The sequence below is a fragment of the Haemophilus haemolyticus genome, assembly GCF_003490595.1.
GTDB lineage: Bacteria > Pseudomonadota > Gammaproteobacteria > Enterobacterales > Pasteurellaceae > Haemophilus > Haemophilus haemolyticus_L.
In genome coordinates, this window is the sequence record NZ_QQGY01000003.1 from 148,603 (window position 1) to 165,757 (window position 17,155).

The 17,155-nt window shown below is 37.8% G+C and carries 15 protein-coding genes; 3 read left to right on the forward strand and 12 right to left on the reverse strand.

The annotated features are described in order from the left end of the window. Nucleotides 1-12: 12 nt before the first annotated feature. The 8 genes from cydC to ydiJ all read right to left on the reverse strand — a co-directional run bounded on the left by cydC (nt 13) and on the right by ydiJ (nt 10,750). On the reverse strand, nt 13-1,740 hold the full coding sequence (gene cydC, locus DV415_RS03450; protein WP_118790258.1) for a heme ABC transporter ATP-binding protein/permease CydC: 1,728 nt from the start codon (nt 1,738-1,740) through the stop codon (nt 13-15). Further along, nucleotides 1,740-3,500, reverse strand: coding sequence for a heme ABC transporter permease/ATP-binding protein CydD (gene cydD, locus DV415_RS03455; RefSeq protein ID WP_118790259.1), 1,761 nt, complete (start codon nt 3,498-3,500; stop codon nt 1,740-1,742). The genes cydC and cydD overlap by 1 nt, the downstream gene beginning before the upstream one ends. A gap of 62 nt (nt 3,501-3,562) precedes the next feature. Then, nucleotides 3,563-4,519: a thioredoxin-disulfide reductase gene (gene trxB, locus DV415_RS03460; protein ID WP_118790260.1), complete on the reverse strand. Its 957-nt coding sequence runs from the start codon at nt 4,517-4,519 to the stop codon at nt 3,563-3,565. Between the two features lie 109 nt (nt 4,520-4,628). Continuing rightward, nucleotides 4,629-5,486, reverse strand: coding sequence for a co-chaperone YbbN (locus tag DV415_RS03465; protein ID WP_118790261.1), 858 nt, complete (start codon nt 5,484-5,486; stop codon nt 4,629-4,631). 78 nt (nt 5,487-5,564) lie between these two features. Further along, on the reverse strand, nt 5,565-6,536 hold the full coding sequence (gene hemH, locus DV415_RS03470) for a ferrochelatase (protein WP_118790262.1): 972 nt from the start codon (nt 6,534-6,536) through the stop codon (nt 5,565-5,567). Beyond that, nucleotides 6,533-6,949, reverse strand: coding sequence for a hotdog fold thioesterase (locus tag DV415_RS03475; RefSeq protein WP_065245214.1), 417 nt, complete (start codon nt 6,947-6,949; stop codon nt 6,533-6,535). The genes hemH and DV415_RS03475 overlap by 4 nt, the downstream gene beginning before the upstream one ends. Nucleotides 6,950-7,208: 259 nt before the next feature. Further along, nucleotides 7,209-7,589, reverse strand: a complete 381-nt coding sequence (locus tag DV415_RS03485; RefSeq protein WP_192879083.1) for an endonuclease domain-containing protein — start codon at nt 7,587-7,589, stop codon at nt 7,209-7,211. Between the two features lie 77 nt (nt 7,590-7,666). Beyond that, entirely contained in the window at nt 7,667-10,750 is a 3,084-nt protein-coding gene (gene ydiJ / locus DV415_RS03490; RefSeq protein WP_118791495.1) for a D-2-hydroxyglutarate dehydrogenase YdiJ, read from the reverse strand. A gap of 380 nt (nt 10,751-11,130) precedes the next feature. Between ydiJ and ompA the strand changes: the two genes are divergently transcribed. Both ompA and grxD read left to right on the forward strand, forming a co-directional pair. Continuing rightward, on the forward strand, nt 11,131-12,189 hold the full coding sequence (gene ompA / locus DV415_RS03495) for a porin OmpA (protein WP_118790264.1): 1,059 nt from the start codon (nt 11,131-11,133) through the stop codon (nt 12,187-12,189). A 150-nt stretch (nt 12,190-12,339) separates the two neighbouring features. Continuing rightward, nucleotides 12,340-12,663 carry a Grx4 family monothiol glutaredoxin gene (grxD, locus tag DV415_RS03500; RefSeq protein WP_005627223.1) on the forward strand — a complete coding sequence of 108 codons (324 nt, stop codon included), beginning with the start codon at nt 12,340-12,342 and terminating at the stop codon, nt 12,661-12,663. Between the two features lie 73 nt (nt 12,664-12,736). Here the strand turns inward: grxD and hisC are convergent, their stop codons facing one another. Then, nucleotides 12,737-13,837: a histidinol-phosphate transaminase gene (gene hisC, locus DV415_RS03505; protein ID WP_118790265.1), complete on the reverse strand. Its 1,101-nt coding sequence runs from the start codon at nt 13,835-13,837 to the stop codon at nt 12,737-12,739. 89 nt (nt 13,838-13,926) lie between these two features. Continuing rightward, nucleotides 13,927-15,015, reverse strand: coding sequence for a 3-phosphoserine/phosphohydroxythreonine transaminase (gene serC, locus DV415_RS03510; protein ID WP_118782114.1), 1,089 nt, complete (start codon nt 15,013-15,015; stop codon nt 13,927-13,929). Between the two features lie 185 nt (nt 15,016-15,200). Here serC and DV415_RS03515 point away from each other — a divergent pair, with 185 nt between their 5' ends. Further along, nucleotides 15,201-15,545, forward strand: coding sequence for a DUF496 family protein (locus DV415_RS03515; protein WP_005630430.1), 345 nt, complete (start codon nt 15,201-15,203; stop codon nt 15,543-15,545). 33 nt (nt 15,546-15,578) lie between these two features. Here the strand turns inward: DV415_RS03515 and DV415_RS03520 are convergent, their stop codons facing one another. Beyond that, entirely contained in the window at nt 15,579-16,145 is a 567-nt protein-coding gene (locus DV415_RS03520) for an aminotransferase class IV family protein (RefSeq protein WP_118790266.1), read from the reverse strand. Next, a complete protein-coding gene (locus DV415_RS03525) occupies nt 16,145-17,131 on the reverse strand; it encodes an aminodeoxychorismate synthase component I (protein WP_118782112.1) in 987 nt (328 codons plus the stop codon). Before DV415_RS03525 ends, DV415_RS03520 begins: the two co-directional genes overlap by 1 nt. Nucleotides 17,132-17,155 lie beyond the last annotated feature (24 nt).

Here is a 17,155-nt window from a genome sequence, read left to right on the forward strand (position 1 = left end):
AACTTCCTTTTCTTATACCCGCTCAATCAATCTTTTAAAGAAACCATTTTCTTTTGTGATTAAGCTATTGTAATCACCTTCTTCGATTAATCTTCCGTTATCAATTACACAAATTTTATTGAATTGTTCAATTGAACTGAGACGGTGAGTGACCATAATTAGGGTTTTATTTTCGGCATGTTGCAGAATTAAACGTAAAATCTGACGTTCAGTTTCGCGATCTAAGCCTTCTGTTGGTTCATCTAATAATAAAATTGGCGCATTATTGAGTAAAATACGTGCTAAACCTAAACGGCGTTGTTCTCCGCCAGAAAGCGGACGACCGCCATCTCCCAGCCAAAGATTTAAACTATCTTCTTGCTCAAGTAATTTGCTTAAGCCAACTTGATGTAGCACTTCAATCATTTTTTCATCGGAAATTTTATCCGCACTTGCAAATTGTAAATTTTGACGAAGTGTATCGCTGAATACGTGAACACGTTGAGTTAAAAAACAAATTTGGCGGCGTAATGTTTCTTCTGAATAGGCGGAAATGGGTTTTTCTGCCAATAAAAGCTCACCTTGATTCGCATCATAATTGCGTACTAAAAGTTGAAGAAGTGAAGATTTTCCACTTCCAGTTTTGCCTAAAATAGCAATTCTTTGGCCTTGTTCTAAATCTAATGTAAGATTTTTTAATACAAGCGTTTCTTGCCCTGGATAGGAAAAACTTAAATCCTTCGCAGAAATTAACCGCACTTTTGTTTCAAATTCCTCGTTGCCATTAAACTCAACAAGCGGTTTTTGCTCAATGATTTCGGTCACACGTTCTGCTGCCGCAATAACTTGACCTATATGTAAAAATGCCGCACCCAATGGCATGATGATCTCAAAGGCGGCAAGTGCAGCAAAAGTGAAAAGTGCAATATAAGCCGTGCGATATTCATCTGTGCCAAAATCGGCGTTACTTGCAAACCATAGCATTCCAGAAATCAACAAACCATTAAGAAACAGAACAAGTGCGGTAGAAAATCCACTTAATTTTGCTTCTTTGGCTTGATCTTCCTGCCATGTTTTTTCTGTGGCTGACATTTTCTCTTTTAATTTATCTTCTGCATTAAATAATAAAAGCTCGGCTTGTGCTTGGATAAATTCTAAAAACTGGGTTCGATAGGTCGCGCGTGCTTGGATTAAGCGTTCGCCAAATTGCTGTCCTAAGCGATAAAAAATGGTTGGGATAATTATTAATAAAATCAACAAAAATAAGCCTAAACCAAGTGCGAGTGGAATATTGATAAAGCTAAGTCCAATCGTCATGGCAATGATTACAAATGCAGCAGTGAAGAATGGTGCAAGTAAACGTAAATAGAGGCTATCAAGTGTATCAACATCGGACACTAAACGATTTAACAAATCGCTGTTGCGATAACGATTTAATACCGCTGGGCTTAAAGGAATAATTTTTTCAAAAACTTGTACGCGTAATTTGGACAAAATGCGGAATGTTGCATCATGCGTCACTATTTTTTCAAAATAGCGCATGACGGTTCGTCCGATAGCTAAACCTCGCACACTGGCTGAAGGGTAGAAAAAGTTAAATAGCGTGCCTAGTCCTGCAATGGCTGTGGCGGCTAAAAACCAGCCTGAAACGGTAAGCAAGCCCATGCTGGAGCCTAAACCTAAAATCATCAGCACCAAGCCTAAAATGAGAGGGAACTTGGCGAATTTAAATAAACGTATAAACGGAAGTAATGTGCCCATTATTGGATATCCTGTTGTCGTTGAGCGAGTAGTTCAGCAAAGAAACCTTCATGTTGTAATTCAGCAAATTTACCTTGCTGTACTATTTCTCCTCGTTGCATCACAAAAATTTGATCACATTGTTTCAAATCTTCAATTCGGTGGGTAATCATCAGCGTAGTTTGATGCTGGCTTGCTTCATTCAATGCTTGTAAAACAAGATTTTCTGATTGCGCATCTAAGCTTGCGGTTGGCTCATCGAGCAAAAGTAAATCGCCTTTGCGTAATAGTGCACGAGCAATAGCAAGGCGTTGCGCTTGTCCCACCGAAACGCCTAATCCACCATCTTTGATTTCGTGATGAAGTCCAAGTTTATCGGTAAATTCTTTCGCTTGAGAGCGTATTAACGCTTGATTAATTTCTTCATCGTTAGCTTGAATATCGCCAAGGAGTAAGTTTTCTTCAATTGTACCTTGTAATAACAATGGATTTTGTCCTACCCAGGCAATATGTTTGCGCCAATCAGCTAGATTGCTTTCGCGAAGTTCTTGACCATTAATTTTGAGAGAGCCCTCATAAGGCAAAAAGCCCAAAATTACATTCATTAATGAGGTTTTCCCTGCACCACTTTGTCCTACAAGCGCAACATTATGATTCGCTGGAATCTGGAAGTTTAACGGCTTAGTTAATGCTGATCCTTGTGTCGAAAGCACCACTAAATTTTCGGCAGAAATTTCAACCGCACTTTCTAAAGAAATTGTTTTTTCGTTTTGATGAACGGTTAAATAATCGGATTCTAAAAAATTAACAATGGCATCTGCTGCACCAATGCCCGCTGCGCGGTCGTGGTAATAAGCGCCAAGATCGCGTAAGGGTTGATAAAATTCAGGTGCAAGAATTAAACAAAAGAAACCTGTGAAAAGTGTAAGCGGTGCATTATAGGTGCCAAATTCAATTTGGCCCAAGTAGCTAAAACCAAAATAGACCGCCATCAGTGCAATGGAAATAGAGGTAAAAAATTCCAATACGGCAGAAGAGAGAAAAGCGAGTTTTAGCACATCCATTGTGGTTTCTCGGAAATCTTCAGTGGCGTTTTCAATATGTTCAGTTTGTTCAGAAGTGCGGTTAAAAAGACGCAAGGTTTCCAAGCCACGTAAGCGATCTAAAAATTGGGCGCTGAGGCGAGAAAGGGTATCCATATTTTTTTGGCTGTTGTCAGCCGCAGCAATACCGACAATAATCATAAACAGAGGAACAAGTGGTGCGGTAATCATTAAGATTAAGCCAGCAGCCCAGTTCAACGGAAATACAGCAATTAAAATAACGACTGGAACAATGGCTGAAAGACTTTGTTGAGGCAGAAAACGAGCATAGAAATTATGTAAGTTTTCAACCTGTTCCAACATAATGCTTGCCCAACTTCCAGCTGGTTTTTGATTGATTGTCGCAGGGCCGACAAGATGGATTTTATCCAGAATCTTTTGACGAATATGATTGCGTAATAATTGTCCGCTTTGGAAACCTATTTTTTCGCGTGCCCATAAAATAATTGCACGCATCCCGAAGCCGATAATTAGCCCGAGAAAATAAGGAATGAGTTCATCACGAGGCACATTTTGCATAATCAGTTTATCAAGCAACGTCGCAAGAAAATAAGTTTGCGCGACTAAAATGAGTGCAGAAAGCGTAGCCAGGACAATGTTTGCGCGCATTAATTTTTTGATGGGTTCTTGTTGTGCGCGAAGCCATTTTTGTAAATATTTTTGGCGAAGTTTGTTCATAGTTTTATCGTGATATAGAAAAAGTTCCCCTCTTTTAAAAAGAGGGGAATGAGTTAGAGAATTTATGCTTCTTGAGCATCTAAATAGCGTTCTGCATCTAATGCTGCCATACAACCAGTCCCCGCGGAGGTAATGGCTTGTCGATAATTGTGATCCATTACATCGCCTGCTGCGAATACGCCTTCTACAGAGGTGGCTGTTGCATTTCCTTCAAGACCAGATTTTACAACGATATAGCCATTATTCAATTCTAGTTGCCCTTGGAAAATTTCCGTATTTGGCGAGTGACCAATCGCTACGAATAAGCCATCTAATTTGAGTTCTTCTTTCTCCCCTGTTTTAGTGTCGGCTAAACGTAATCCAGTTACGCCCATGTTGTCACCCAACACTTCATCTAAAGTGCGGTCAGTATGAAGAACGATTTTTCCTTCTTCTACTTTTTTGTATAAACGGTCGATAAGAATTTTTTCCGCACGGAAGCTATCGCGACGGTGAATTAAATGCACTGTACTTGCGATATTGGCTAAGTAAAGTGCTTCTTCTACCGCAGTATTTCCACCACCAATCACACCAACAGGTTTATTACGATAAAAGAAACCATCACAGGTTGCGCAAGCCGAAACACCACGGCCTTTGTAGTTTTCTTCTGAAGGTAAGCCAATATAGCGTGCAGAGGCACCCGTTGCGATAATTAACGCATCACAAGTGAAATTTTGTACATCGCCAAAAAGTTTGAATGGGTGAGAGGATAAATCGACGCGATTGATATGATCGAAGACGATTTCTGTCTCAAATTTTTCTGCATGTTGCAACATACGTTGCATTAAACCTGAACCAGTAGTCATCTCAAAATCACCCGGCCAGTTTTCGATTTCATCTGTGGTGGTAAGCTGGCCACCTTGTTGCAAACCAGTCACTAATACAGGTTTTAAGTTTGCACGTGCCGCATAAATGGCTGCTGTATAACCAGCAGGGCCTGAGCCTAAAATTAAAAGTTTTGCGTGTTTGATATCTGACATAAAGAATCCTTGTTTTTCGTAAAGAGAGAATTAATTAAATTCAAGCCTATTCTAATGATTGCAATGCATGGAATTATTCCATACACCTTATCAATTATAAACCTTTCGATTAATAGAGCAGTGAATAAAGCAATCGGCGAAACTTATTTGTTAACGGATCAGCATTGCCCATTGCACTTAAAATGGATAAAAATTGTTGTTTCACTTCACCATTCTGCGCGCCTAAGTCGGTTTTTAAAATACCGAAAAGTAGTGTCAGTGCTTCTTCATTTCGTTCAGCTTGATGAAGTTGTATGGCAAGTTTTATAGCGATTTCAGGTGTTGGGTTTTTAGCATAATCAGCCTGTAATTGTTGGATTTCAGGTGTATCGGCAGCTTGAATCTGTAGCTCAATTTGTGCTTGTAATCCGTGCCAACGACTATCACGATCTTGCAATGGAATTTGTTTTAGAATTTCCTGTGCTGGCTCTGTTTTTTTCATTGCAATATAGGTTTCAGCGTAGAGTAGGGCGACATCACTATTTTTCTTATCAGAAAGTTCCCATGCATCTTTCAATAATGGCAATGCTGCCTCATAATTTTCTACTTGCAAGAAATCTAACGCTTGCTGGAATTTTAAATCTTCTTCTTTCGGTAAAATAATACTTAATCGTTGGATTAATGACGCTTTATCAAGTGCGTCTGGAAATGCATCTAATGCCTGTGCTTCTTTAAACAAATAGGTGGTTGGCAATGCTTGGATGCGGAATTGTGCGGCAATCATTTGCTCTTTTTCACAATTTACTTTTCCAAGAATAAATTGTCCTTGATATTGTTCTGCAACTTGCTCAAGTAGCACCAAAAAATCCGCCGATTCTTTATGTGTTGGCGCGTAAAAATTGATGACAAGTGGTTTTTCTAAGGATTGTTGCAGTATTTCAGTAAGATTTTGTTTGTTGATGTCAACGATAAAAGGAAAATCAGCCATGTTTTATCCTTGTGAAAAAATAATGGCTGATTTTAGCAAAGTGCGGAAGATTTTAGAAACGTTTTACCATTTCTGTTATTAAGCAAGTTTTTCTAGGATCAATTTTCCCATCATTTCAATATGTGTATGCTCTACATTAAGTGCGGGAATATATTGATAAGATTGTCCGCCATTATTTAGGAAATTTTCTCGATTTTCTTTGTCAATTTCTTCAATGGTTTCTAAACAATCAACGGAAAAACCAGGGCAAACAACGGCAATTTTTTGAATGTTCTGTGTTGCAGCAGATTCTAAAAATTTATCGGTGTAAGGCTGTAGCCATTCTTCACGCCCAAAGCGAGATTGAAACGTCATTCCCCATTGGTTTTCTGTTAAGCCCAGTTTATTAACAACTGCAATAGTTGTTTGTTTACAATGTTCACGATAATAATCGCCCATTTTTTCATAACGCAGAGGAATACCGTGATAAGAAAATAGTAAAAACTCATCAGAGTTTAACCGCGCTTTTATGGAATTGGCTAAGGCGTTAATGTAATTTTCATCAATATGATAAGAATGGATGAAATCAAAAGGCACTAATCCTCGTTCTTCTTTAAGGGCGTTAGCGAAAGCATCAAATACTGCGCCCGTGGTTGAGCTAGAGTATTGAGGATAAAGAGGCAAAACAATAATTCGCTCAACTTGATTTTTAAGCAAGTTTTTCACCGCACTTTGCATTGAGGGATTGCCGTACGTCATGGCAATTTCTACTTGAGTATCGATATTTTGTTTATCTAAATAGGCTTGTAATGCGTCTTTTTGTTGTTGTGAAATGGCAAGTAAAGGCGAGCCTTGTTCTGTCCAAATCGCTTGATAATTTTTAGCGATACGTTTTGAACGCAATGGCAAAATAATGGCTTTTAGCAGTGGATACCATTTGCAACGTGGTAAATCTACCACGCGAGGATCCGTTAAAAATTGCCATAAATAACGGCTAATTGACTTCGGTGTCGGACTATCTGGCGTACCTAGATTGGCAAGTAATACGCCGATTTTTACTGGTTTTGTCATAAATTGATTACGGAAAGGGTTAATCTAGAAACACAACAAAGTTTATTCTCTTCTGTGCGGATGTCAATTTGCCAAACCTGGATATTTCTGCCCAAATTAATTGGCGTGGCTCTCGCGGTCACTTTACCTGAACGAACTGGGCGAAGATGATTGGCATTAATATCCAATCCCACCGCAGTTTTGCCTTCTTCTAAACAAAGCGAACCCGCAAGGGAACCAATTGTTTCAGCTAAAGCAACCGAAACCCCGCCATGTAATAAGCAAAACGGCTGCATAGTACGATGATCCACTGGCATTGTCGCTTCAATCCAATCCTCGCCAAACGCAGAAATTTCAATGCCAAGATGGCTAACTGCACTGTTAGCACAAAGTTGATTTAAGTTTTCAAGGGTAAAAGTTTTTTTCCAGAGCATTTAATCTATTCCATATTATCAATTATCTTGGCTCCACCTATTTATGGGGAGCTGCCGAAGGCTGAGAGGGGATAAATGTTCAATTTCAACATAAATTGTTTTAGGTACATTATCTATTTTTTTAATATTTCATCATTCCAAAATTTTATTTCGCATATCTCTATATCCCCCTTCCGCCCTTCGGGCATCTTCCCCCGCAAGCAGGGGAAGGTAAGTTATCATTATTTATTTTATAACTTCTAATCTTGGCTCCACCCATTTATGGGGGGAGCCGCCGAAGGCTGAGGGGGGATAAATGCTCAATTTCAACATAAATTGCCTCAAGTACATTATCTATGTTTTTTAGTACTTCATCATTCCAAAACCGAATAACTTTATAGCCTTGTGCTGTTAAGAATTTTGTTCTTTCTAAATCATATTGTTCTTGTTCTACGTGCTGAATGCCATCTAATTCAATAACAAGTTTTAATTTTCTACTGCAAAAATCCACAATGTAATGACCAATAATAACCTGTCTATTAAAACGGATACCACAAAAGAGTTTATTTCTCAAATGGTACCATAGTGCATACTCTGCATCTGTCATATTATGTCTTAATTCTGTAGCATATTGGGCTAATCGTTTATTTTTATTTCGCATATCCTTATATCCCTATATCCCCCTTCCGCCCTTCGGGCACCTTCCCCCGCAAGCAGGGGAAGGCAAGTTATCATTCTTTATTTAAATATCTCAAGTAAGGCCTGCACAGGGTGTTTTAGCACCACATGTTCATAACGTTTTACCTGACTGCGGCAAGAATAACCAGTAGCTAAACAAAAGTGCGGATCTTTTCCATGCAGTTTTTTATGCCACGATACATCGTAGATTTCTCGGCTCATTTTTTGATTTTGCACTTCATGTCCAAATACACCAGCCATACCGCAACATCCTACTTTTTCTACATTCAGTTGTTGCCCAAATCTTCCAAAAATTTCTTGCCATTCTTTTAGACTGTTTGGCATAAAGGTAGATTCCGTACAATGCGGGAATAAATACCAATTGGAAGTGCGGTCAGTTTTGGCGATGTTTTTCAGTTTATCTTGTAACGTCGCATTTTGTAATCTTTGTTTTAACCATTCGTGTGCGGTGAGAACGTGAAAGTCGCCACGTTTTTCTTGTAGTGCCTCTTTGTATTCATCTCGATAAGACAGCACGATGGCTGGATCAACGCCTACAAGTGGAATGCCTAATTTTGCCATTCGATTTAAAAACTCTGCTTGGTTTTGTGCTGTTTTGCTAAAGCGTTTTAAGAAGCCTTTAATGTGCATTGCTTTGCCGTTTGGTTTAAATGGCAACAGAATTGGTTTAAAGCCTAATTTTTGTGTAAGCATAACAAAATCGCGTACCACTTTTGCATCATAGTAAGAGGTATAAGGATCTTGCACAATAAATAAAATATCGTTTTTTTCTACCGCACTTAGGTCTTCCAATTCTTCCAAGGATTTGCCTTGATAATGAATTTCCACCAGCTGTTGTTGCAAATTAGGTTCTGAAAGCAAGGGCAAATCGGTCATGCCTAGCGTTTTTTCCACTAATGTTTGCGTGACTTTTAGCTTGGTAAAATAATTAAAGAATTTTGCCTGTTTTGCCATATAAGGCGCTGCGATTTCTAAATTTGCCACAATGTGATCTTTTGCGGGCCGTAAGTAGCGGCTGTGATAAAAATGAAAGAATTTCGCGCGGAAACTTGGTACATCAATTTTAATCGGGCATTGGCTTGCACAGGCTTTACAAGCAAGGCAAGTATCCATCGCAGCTTTCACTTCGTGAGAAAAATCATAATCGCCTCGCCATTTTTGAACTGTATTGCTTAGTCTTTTCACAAGTGCGGTTAGTTTTATTTCTGTTTTACGGAAGTCTAATTGTTCGGGCGAAACATTTTCATTCGCCATTAATCTAAGCCATTCTCGAACCATGGCTGCGCGACCTTTCGGCGAAAATACACGGTTTTTACTGACTTTCATCGATGGGCACATAATGCTGTGTTCATCAAAATTGAAACATAAACCGTTTCCATTGCAGTTCATTGCACCTTTAAATTCATCGCGTATTGTGATAGGAATTTGCCGATCGTTATCAGCTCGCATCGGCGAAAGAATAGAATAAAGTTCCTCTTTGGAATCCAAAGGCGTACAGATTTTACCAGGATTTAAGCGATTGTTCGGATCAAACAAGGTTTTGATATAACTAAGTTCCTGCCAGAGTTCTGGCGTAAAGAATTTTTCGCCGTAATGGGAACGCACGCCTTTTCCATGCTCTCCCCAGAGTAATCCACCATATTTAATCGTAAGTTCTGCCACTTCATCTGAAATTTGTTTAAATAATTTCACTTGTTCTTTATCGCATAAATCAAGCGCAGGGCGAACGTGCAACACGCCCGCATCGACGTGACCAAACATGCCATATTGTAAATTGTGTTGGTCTAATAAAGCACGAAATTCACTAATGTAATCCGCAAGATTTTCTGGAGGGACACAAGTATCTTCTACAAAAGGAATTGGTTTGGCTGCACCTTTTGCATTACCAAGTAAGCCCACGGCTTTTTTTCGCATTGCATAAATACGTTCAATAGAATGTAAATCAGAACAAACTTGATAGCCAATAATGTGATCTTGGTTGTGTTCGATTTTTTCATCAAGTAAGCGATAAAGTGCGGTAACTTGGCGGTCTATTTTTTCTCTATTATTACCAGCAAATTCCACAATATTTAAACCAAGAATTGGATCTTTTTCATCTTCTGTAAGAAGTTCATTCACCGAGTGCCAAATAATATCTTGTTTGGCGAGGTTTAAAACTTTGGAATCAACGGTTTCCACAGAAAGTGCATTGGCTTTTACCATAAAGGGCGCATTGCGTAATGCTGCATCAAAAGAACGATATTTAATATTGATGAGCGTGCGATACTGCGGAATAGGCAGAAGATTGAGTTTGGCTTCGCAAATAAATGCGAGAGAACCTTCAGAACCAGTGAGAATTCTAGTGAGATTAAATTCACTTTCATCTTCATTGAATACATTTTTCAGATCGTAACCTGTTAGAAAACGGTTAAGTTGTGGCAGATCTTTAATGATTACCGCTCTTTTTTCTTTACAGTGTTGTGCGATTGTTTGATGGAGTCTTTTGCTACTCTCACTTAATTCAAGCGCATCAATGTTTTCTAAAACATCAACAGAATTGACCGCACTTGTATCTAAAATTTCACCGTTCATTAATACGGCACGCAATGCCAAAACGTGGTTAGATGTTTTACCGTATTGTAATGAACCTTGCCCCGAGGCATCTGTGTTAATCATTCCGCCTAAAGTCGCTCGATTGCTGGTGGATAACTCTGGAGCAAAGAATAAACCATGTGGTTTTAAAAATTGATTAAGTTGATCTTTTACGACACCTGCTTGTACTTTAACCCAACGTTCTTTTACATTGAGTTCTAAGATGGCAGTCATATGACGAGAAAGATCCACTATTATATTGTTATTAATGGATTGACCATTAGTGCCAGTGCCTCCACCGCGAGGCGTAAAGCTGATAGATTGATATTCAGGTAAATTTGCCAATTTTGTTATACGCACTATATCAGCAACAGTTTTTGGAAAAAGAATAGCCTGTGGAAGCTGTTGGTAAACGCTGTTATCCGTAGCAAGACTTAATCTATCTGCATAATTTGTAGCGATATCTCCTTCAAAATGTTGTTTTTTAAGTGCTTGGAGATAGTTAAGGACATCTTGTTCAATTTGTGGAGTGCGATTTAGGCTTGGTAACATAGCATTTAACTCATTTAAAGATATAAATAGCTGGGTGTTCTCGATAATATCTTAAGGTGCGAACAATGTCGAATTAGATTTTGAGCGTTTTTAAGAAGCTTTTTATGGAGTAAATTAGTCAAGAAAAGAGTATTTTTGGATAAAAAAATAAACAAAAAGTTCAAAAGAATTTGATCTTTTCAATTTTTATAGGATAATAGGCGCACTTTTGAACGTTCCTTTGGCGTAAACAAAGGAATTGAATTTGTCAAAAGGTAAAAAGTAGGGCAAATTCAAAACCCTAGTTAAGCGACTGTTTAGAATGTAACTTTAATTAAAAGTTCAGTATAAACAAGGACACTTTTTTATTACTATTCGATGACTAAATAGAGGACATCAAAATGAAAAAAACTGCAATCGCATTAGTAGTTGCTGGTTTAGCAGCTGCTTCAGTAGCTCAAGCAGCTCCACAAGAAAACACTTTCTATGCAGGTGTTAAAGCTGGTCAAGCATCTTTCCACGATGGCGTTCGTGCTATAGCTCGTGAAGGTGGTTTTGGTTATCATCGTAATTCTTTCACTTATGGAGTATTTGGTGGTTACCAAATCTTAAATCGTGATAACTTAGGTTTAGCGGTTGAATTAGGTTACGATGATTTCGGTCGTGTTAAATTCAAAGATGCTGGTAAAGTAGCAGTAAAACACACTAACCACGGTACTCACTTAAGCTTAAAAGGTAGCTATGAAGTGTTAAATGGCTTAGATGTTTATGGTAAAGCAGGTGTTGCTTTAGTTCGTTCTGATTATAAATCCTACGATCCAGATGGCGTTCGTGATCACAAAGAAGGTCGTCACAGCTTACGTACCTCTGGCTTATTTGCAGTGGGTGCAGAATATGCAGTATTACCAGAGTTAGCGGTTCGTTTAGAATACCAATGGTTAACTCGTGTAGGTAAATACCGCGAACAAGATAGACCAAATAGTGCAATCAACTACAACCCTTGGATTGGTTCTATCAACGCGGGTATTTCTTACCGTTTTGGTCAAGGCGCAGCGCCAGTTGTAGCAGCACCTGAAGTTGTAAGCAAAACTTTCAACTTAAACTCTGATGTGACTTTCGCATTCGGTAAAGCAAACTTAAAACCACAAGCTCAAGCAGCTTTAGATGGTATCTACGGTGAAATCGCACAAGTTAACAACGCTAAAGTAGCTGTTGCTGGTTACACTGACCGTATCGGTTCTGACGCTGGTAACTTAAAACTTTCTCAACGTCGTGCTGACACTGTAGCTAACTACTTCGTGTCTAAAGGTGTTTCTGCAGATGCAATCTCTGCAACTGGTTATGGTAAAGCAAACCCAGTGACTGGCGCAACTTGTGACCAAGTTAAAGGTCGTAAAGCGCTTATCGCATGTCTTGCTCCAGACCGTCGTGTAGAAATCGCAGTTAACGGTACTAAATAATTTTAGTATTCGTTTAACGAAAGATTAAATACAGCAAAAGGCTTAAACTTCGGTTTAGGCCTTTTGTTTTATATGAATCTAAAACCAAGCATTTCAATCAAGTTTTAACTTGTGATAGAATGAGGTACTCATTTATTTATAGGGAACATTATGGAAACCTTAGACAAAATCAAAAAGCAAATTAGTGAAAATCCAATTCTTATTTATATGAAAGGTTCACCAAAATTACCATCTTGTGGCTTTTCTGCTCGTGCATCTGAAGCATTGATGAATTGTAAAGTACCTTTTGGTTATGTGGATATTTTGCAACATCCAGATATTCGTGCTGAATTACCAGCATATGCAAACTGGCCAACTTTCCCGCAATTATGGGTAGAGGGGGAATTAATTGGTGGTTGTGATATCATTTTAGAGATGTATCAATCTGGTGAATTACAAACTTTATTAGCAGAAGTGGCAGCAAAACACGCTTAAGATATGAGAAAAATGAAACCCGCTTATAGCGGGTTTTTTATACAAATAAATTTGTTTTTATTGAACACATAGTCTAGGCAAGTTTTAATACCTTAGAAAGTGCGGTAAAAAATCGATCATTTTCTTCAGGTAAACCAATACTTATGCGTAAATGATTCGGCATGCCATAACCAGCAATAGGGCGAACAATTACGCCTTCGCGTAATAACGCATCATAAATTGGGGCTGCAGATTGTTTGAAATCAATCGTTATAAAATTTCCTTTGGAAGGAATATATTCTAATTGATGATGTTGGCAGAACTCTTCATAACGTCGCATTTCTACTCGATTATTTTCAGCTACTTTCTCAACAAATTCATCGTCATTCATTACGGCAACTGCAGCGGTTAATGCCAAAGAATTACAGTTAAATGGTTGTCGAACTCGATTTAATAAATCTGCGATTTCTGGATTAGATACAGCATAACCAATGCGTAAACCTGCTAAACCATAGGCTTTAGAAAGAGAGCGTGAAATAATTAAATTTGAATATTTTTTTAATAAACGGAATGAGTCTACTCGTTCTTCAGATCTGGTAAATTCAGTGTAGGCTTCATCTAATACCACGATTACATTTTGGGGAACTTCTACTAAAAAATCTTCAATTTCTTGTGACGTTAAAAAATTACCCGTTGGATTATTGGGATTAGCAATGTAAATGAGCTTTGTTTTATCAGAAAGTGCGGTCAAAAATCCTTGTAAATCGTGCCCCCAATTTTTAGCTGGAACTTCTTTCGAAATTGCATTAATCGCTTTAGTTACTAAAGGATAAACGATAAAGGCATATTGTGAATAAATGATTTCATCGCCTTCGGTTGCGAAAGTGTGAGCAAAAAGTTCTAATAAATCATTTGAGCCATTTCCGAGCGTAATTTGATTTGGTTGAACGCCAAATTTTTTTGCGATAGTTTGTTTTAGTTCAAAGCCATTCGCATCTGGATAACGAGTCAGTTTATCTAATTGTTCGAAAATTGCTTTTTTTGCACTTTCTGGAAAACCAAATGGGTTTTCGTTTGAGGCAAGTTTAACGATATTGGAAATACCAAGTTCTCGTTCTAATTCTTCAATGGGTTTGCCTGCTTGATAAGGGGATAAGGATTGTACGCCACGATTGGCAATGTTGATGTACTGCATAGTGTTATTTGAAAATATTGATGTGGATTAGGATGAATTTTCAAGTAAATTTGGGCGTAGTAAATACGCCCATTGAAAATGTTCTTTAACTATTGAGGAAGATTTTCAGCTTCAAATTTTTTCATAAATGAAATGAGTGCCTCAACGCCTTCCTGTGGCATAGCATTATAAATAGATGCTCGCATTCCACCTAAAACCTTGTGGCCTTTCAAAGCTTGTAAGCCCGCAGCAGTAGATTCTGCGACAAATTTTGCATCTAATTCAGCATTACCAGTGATGAAAGTGACATTCATTGTTGAGCGGTTTTCTTTTGCTACCACATTGCGGTAAAGTTTGCTCGAATCAATATAATCATAAAGGGTTTGTGCTTTTAGCGTATTACGTTTTGCGATCACTGCTAAGCCCCCCATCTCTTTAAGATGTTTAAATACGAGGGAACATAAATACCAAGCAAATGTTGGTGGTGTATTGATCATTGAGTCTGCATCACGTTGAGTAGCATAATTCCAAATAGATGGGGTTTCTTTACGTGCATTGCCGATTAAATCATCACGAATAATGACTAATGTAATGCCCGCAGGACCAAGATTTTTTTGCGCACCAGCATAAATTACACCAAATTTACTGATATCGATTTGGCGTGAAAGAATATTTGAAGACATATCAGCGACCAATATGGCATCGCCCACATTTGGTACATCAAAAATCTCTACACCACTAATAGTTTCATTCGGGCAATAATGAACGTAGTCATATTGATCAGCAATATGGCTAAAATCAAGATCGGTAATTTGAGTCTGTTCGCCATTTTCTACGATAGTGATTTCATCAATTTCTGCAAAATTTCTTGCTTCTTTTGCCGCTGTCGCTGACCAATGTCCACTATTTAAATAAAGGGCTTTGCCTTTTTTACCGATTAAGTTCATCGGAATCGCTGCAAATTGACCGCGAGCACCACCTTGTAGGAAAAGTACGCGATAGTTATCAGGAATATTGTAAACCTCACGTAGATCTTTTTCTGCTTGAGCAATAAGTTCCATGAAATATTTACCGCGATGGCTTACTTCCATCACGGACACACCTTGATTGAGCCAGTTTGTCAGTTCACCTTGTGCTTTTTGTAGCACTTCTGGAAAAATCATCGCTGGGCCAGCGCTAAAATTAAAGACTTGTGACATTGTGTTTCCTTATTTTTGTAGATAGTTGGATCTGTTTTATCACTACAAAAGCAGAGAATCAACGGTTTTTCGGTAAATAAAAAATTTTTTTGAGCTGACTCACAAAATTTACTTTCAGCTTTTGACGAATTACCAAAAAGAGGCTACATTACCGCCATCAATTTTCTTACTAAAAGAGAGTCATTATGGAAACTGTAAACAAGCAATCTTTCCAAGAAGTGTTGGAATACGTGCGTATGTATCGTTCGAAAAACAAAATTAAGCGCGACATGGAAGACAATAATCGTAAAATCCGTGACAATCAAAAACGCGTATTATTGTTAGATAACTTAAATCAATATATTCGTGATGATATGACCATAGAAGAGGTGCGTGGAATTATTGAAAGTATGCGTGATGACTATGAAGGTCGTGTTGATGATTATACGATTCGTAATGCAGAGCTTTCTACGCAACGTCGAGAGATCAGTGCGAAAATGAAAAGTCAGAAAAAAGCTCATGCGGAATTATTGAAAAATTCTGAAAAATAAAAAATAAGCCGACTGAATCAGTCGGCTTATTTTTTATAAGCTATTCATTGCATTAATGATTTTAATTTCATCAAAATTGACAATATCTTCTTGGAATATTGTGCTTTCTTGAATTTTCCCCTCTTGTAATAATTTTTCTCGTTGTGTGCCTCTAAGTAATGGGGTGTCTGGTGTGTACCATTTTTCTCCTTGGCGGAAGATTAAATTCCCAATGGAACAATCTGTCACTTTTCCATTTTTGATAATAATAATTTCATCACAAGTGCCTCGTTGAGTAAATAATGTATTAATTAAACTGCGATCAGAATATTTCAAGCCATATTCGATATCGTCAAAAATTATAGGTTGAAAAGTGCGGTAAATTTTTCGATAGTATTCAAAATATTGAATTTGTGTGGTTTCGGCATTGTAATCAATGCGGCAGCGAACTAATCGATTTTGTAAGTAAGCAGGCAGTTGAATGAGTGAAAAAAGATTAAAAATTTTCACCGCACTTTCGCCATAATATTCACGCAAACTACGTTCATATCGCGCTTGGTGTAAATCGATATTTTGAATTTTCCCGTTTTCAATACAAAGGGTTTCAAATAGAGGATACATTAATGAGCACCTTCAATCGGTAAATAGACTTTTTCTAACAATTCTTCATATTCATCTTGCACATTGCTATGAATGGTAATTCCGCCTCCGCTATGAAAATAGAATTTTTCATCTACTTGGGAAATAAATCGAATTGCCACCGCACTTTGTAGTGTTTTACCATCAAATATGCCAAAAATTCCTGTGTAATAACCGCGTTTTTGTTTTTCTGCCTGTTGAAGAATTTGTGTGGTTTTTTCTTTTGGCGCGCCACTAATGGAACCGGCAGGCAAGAGTGTCGCTAAAATATCCCCAATTTGATTTTGCCAGTTTTCATTCAATTTTCCGCAAATTTCAGAACTGGTTTGCAGTATTTCACCTTTTTGTGTTTTGATACGATCGATATAACGAAATTTTTTCATCTGAATGTTTTGTGCCACCATGGATAAATCGTTACGCATCAAATCAACAATCGTGTAATGTTCGCGTTGTTCTTTTTCATTTGTGAGCAACTGATTTTCTGCATCGAGCAGAGATGCATTAATTGTCCCTTTCATGGGATAAGTAAAAATGTTGTTGTCATGAATATTGACAAAACATTCTGGTGAGAAGCAAACAAATTGATCTTTTAACCACAATTTATAAGGTGCATTTGTTTGATGAAAAATCTGTTCAAGTGAAATATTTCCTGAAATTTCAGTGGGGTAGGTGAGATTTAATAAATAAGAATTGCCTTTTTGCAATTCACTTTGAACAAGTTCAAAACCTTGTTGATAACGCGAGAAGGGCATTGGATGTTTGGTAAAATTAAGAGGGATAGGTTGTGGAAAAATTGTGCTATTTTTTTTCCCTAAAATATCAAAATAAATGCCTTGTTGTGCAGAATTTTCGAGAGGACAAATCAATGGCTTTTCTTTTTCAAAATCAATGAGAAAGAAAAATGGCGTGCGTTGTTTGCCATAATGATTAGCCTGTTCAATAAAATGTTGCATTGTGCTTTGTGCCATTTTGCGTAAAATTGCCCGATTATA

Bases quoted from the DNA above. Each gene is read 5' to 3' on its own strand.
- hemH (WP_118790262.1), bottom strand. From the start codon at position 6,536: ATGACAAAACCAGTAAAAATCGGCGTATTACTTGCCAATCTAGGTACG.
- ydiJ (WP_118791495.1), bottom strand. From the start codon at position 10,750: ATGTTACCAAGCCTAAATCGCACTCCACAAATTGAACAAGATGTCCTT.
- DV415_RS03465 (WP_118790261.1), bottom strand. From the start codon at position 5,486: ATGGCTGATTTTCCTTTTATCGTTGACATCAACAAACAAAATCTTACT.
- grxD (WP_005627223.1), top strand. From the start codon at position 12,340: ATGGAAACCTTAGACAAAATCAAAAAGCAAATTAGTGAAAATCCAATT.
- hisC (WP_118790265.1), bottom strand. From the start codon at position 13,837: ATGCAGTACATCAACATTGCCAATCGTGGCGTACAATCCTTATCCCCT.
- DV415_RS03525 (WP_118782112.1), bottom strand. From the start codon at position 17,131: ATGGCACAAAGCACAATGCAACATTTTATTGAACAGGCTAATCATTAT.
- ompA (WP_118790264.1), top strand. From the start codon at position 11,131: ATGAAAAAAACTGCAATCGCATTAGTAGTTGCTGGTTTAGCAGCTGCT.
- DV415_RS03515 (WP_005630430.1), top strand. From the start codon at position 15,201: ATGGAAACTGTAAACAAGCAATCTTTCCAAGAAGTGTTGGAATACGTG.
- cydD (WP_118790259.1), bottom strand. From the start codon at position 3,500: ATGAACAAACTTCGCCAAAAATATTTACAAAAATGGCTTCGCGCACAA.
- serC (WP_118782114.1), bottom strand. From the start codon at position 15,015: ATGTCACAAGTCTTTAATTTTAGCGCTGGCCCAGCGATGATTTTTCCA.
- DV415_RS03520 (WP_118790266.1), bottom strand. From the start codon at position 16,145: ATGTATCCTCTATTTGAAACCCTTTGTATTGAAAACGGGAAAATTCAA.
- DV415_RS03475 (WP_065245214.1), bottom strand. From the start codon at position 6,949: ATGCTCTGGAAAAAAACTTTTACCCTTGAAAACTTAAATCAACTTTGT.
- cydC (WP_118790258.1), bottom strand. From the start codon at position 1,740: ATGGGCACATTACTTCCGTTTATACGTTTATTTAAATTCGCCAAGTTC.
- DV415_RS03485 (WP_192879083.1), bottom strand. From the start codon at position 7,589: ATGCGAAATAAAAATAAACGATTAGCCCAATATGCTACAGAATTAAGA.
- trxB (WP_118790260.1), bottom strand. From the start codon at position 4,519: ATGTCAGATATCAAACACGCAAAACTTTTAATTTTAGGCTCAGGCCCT.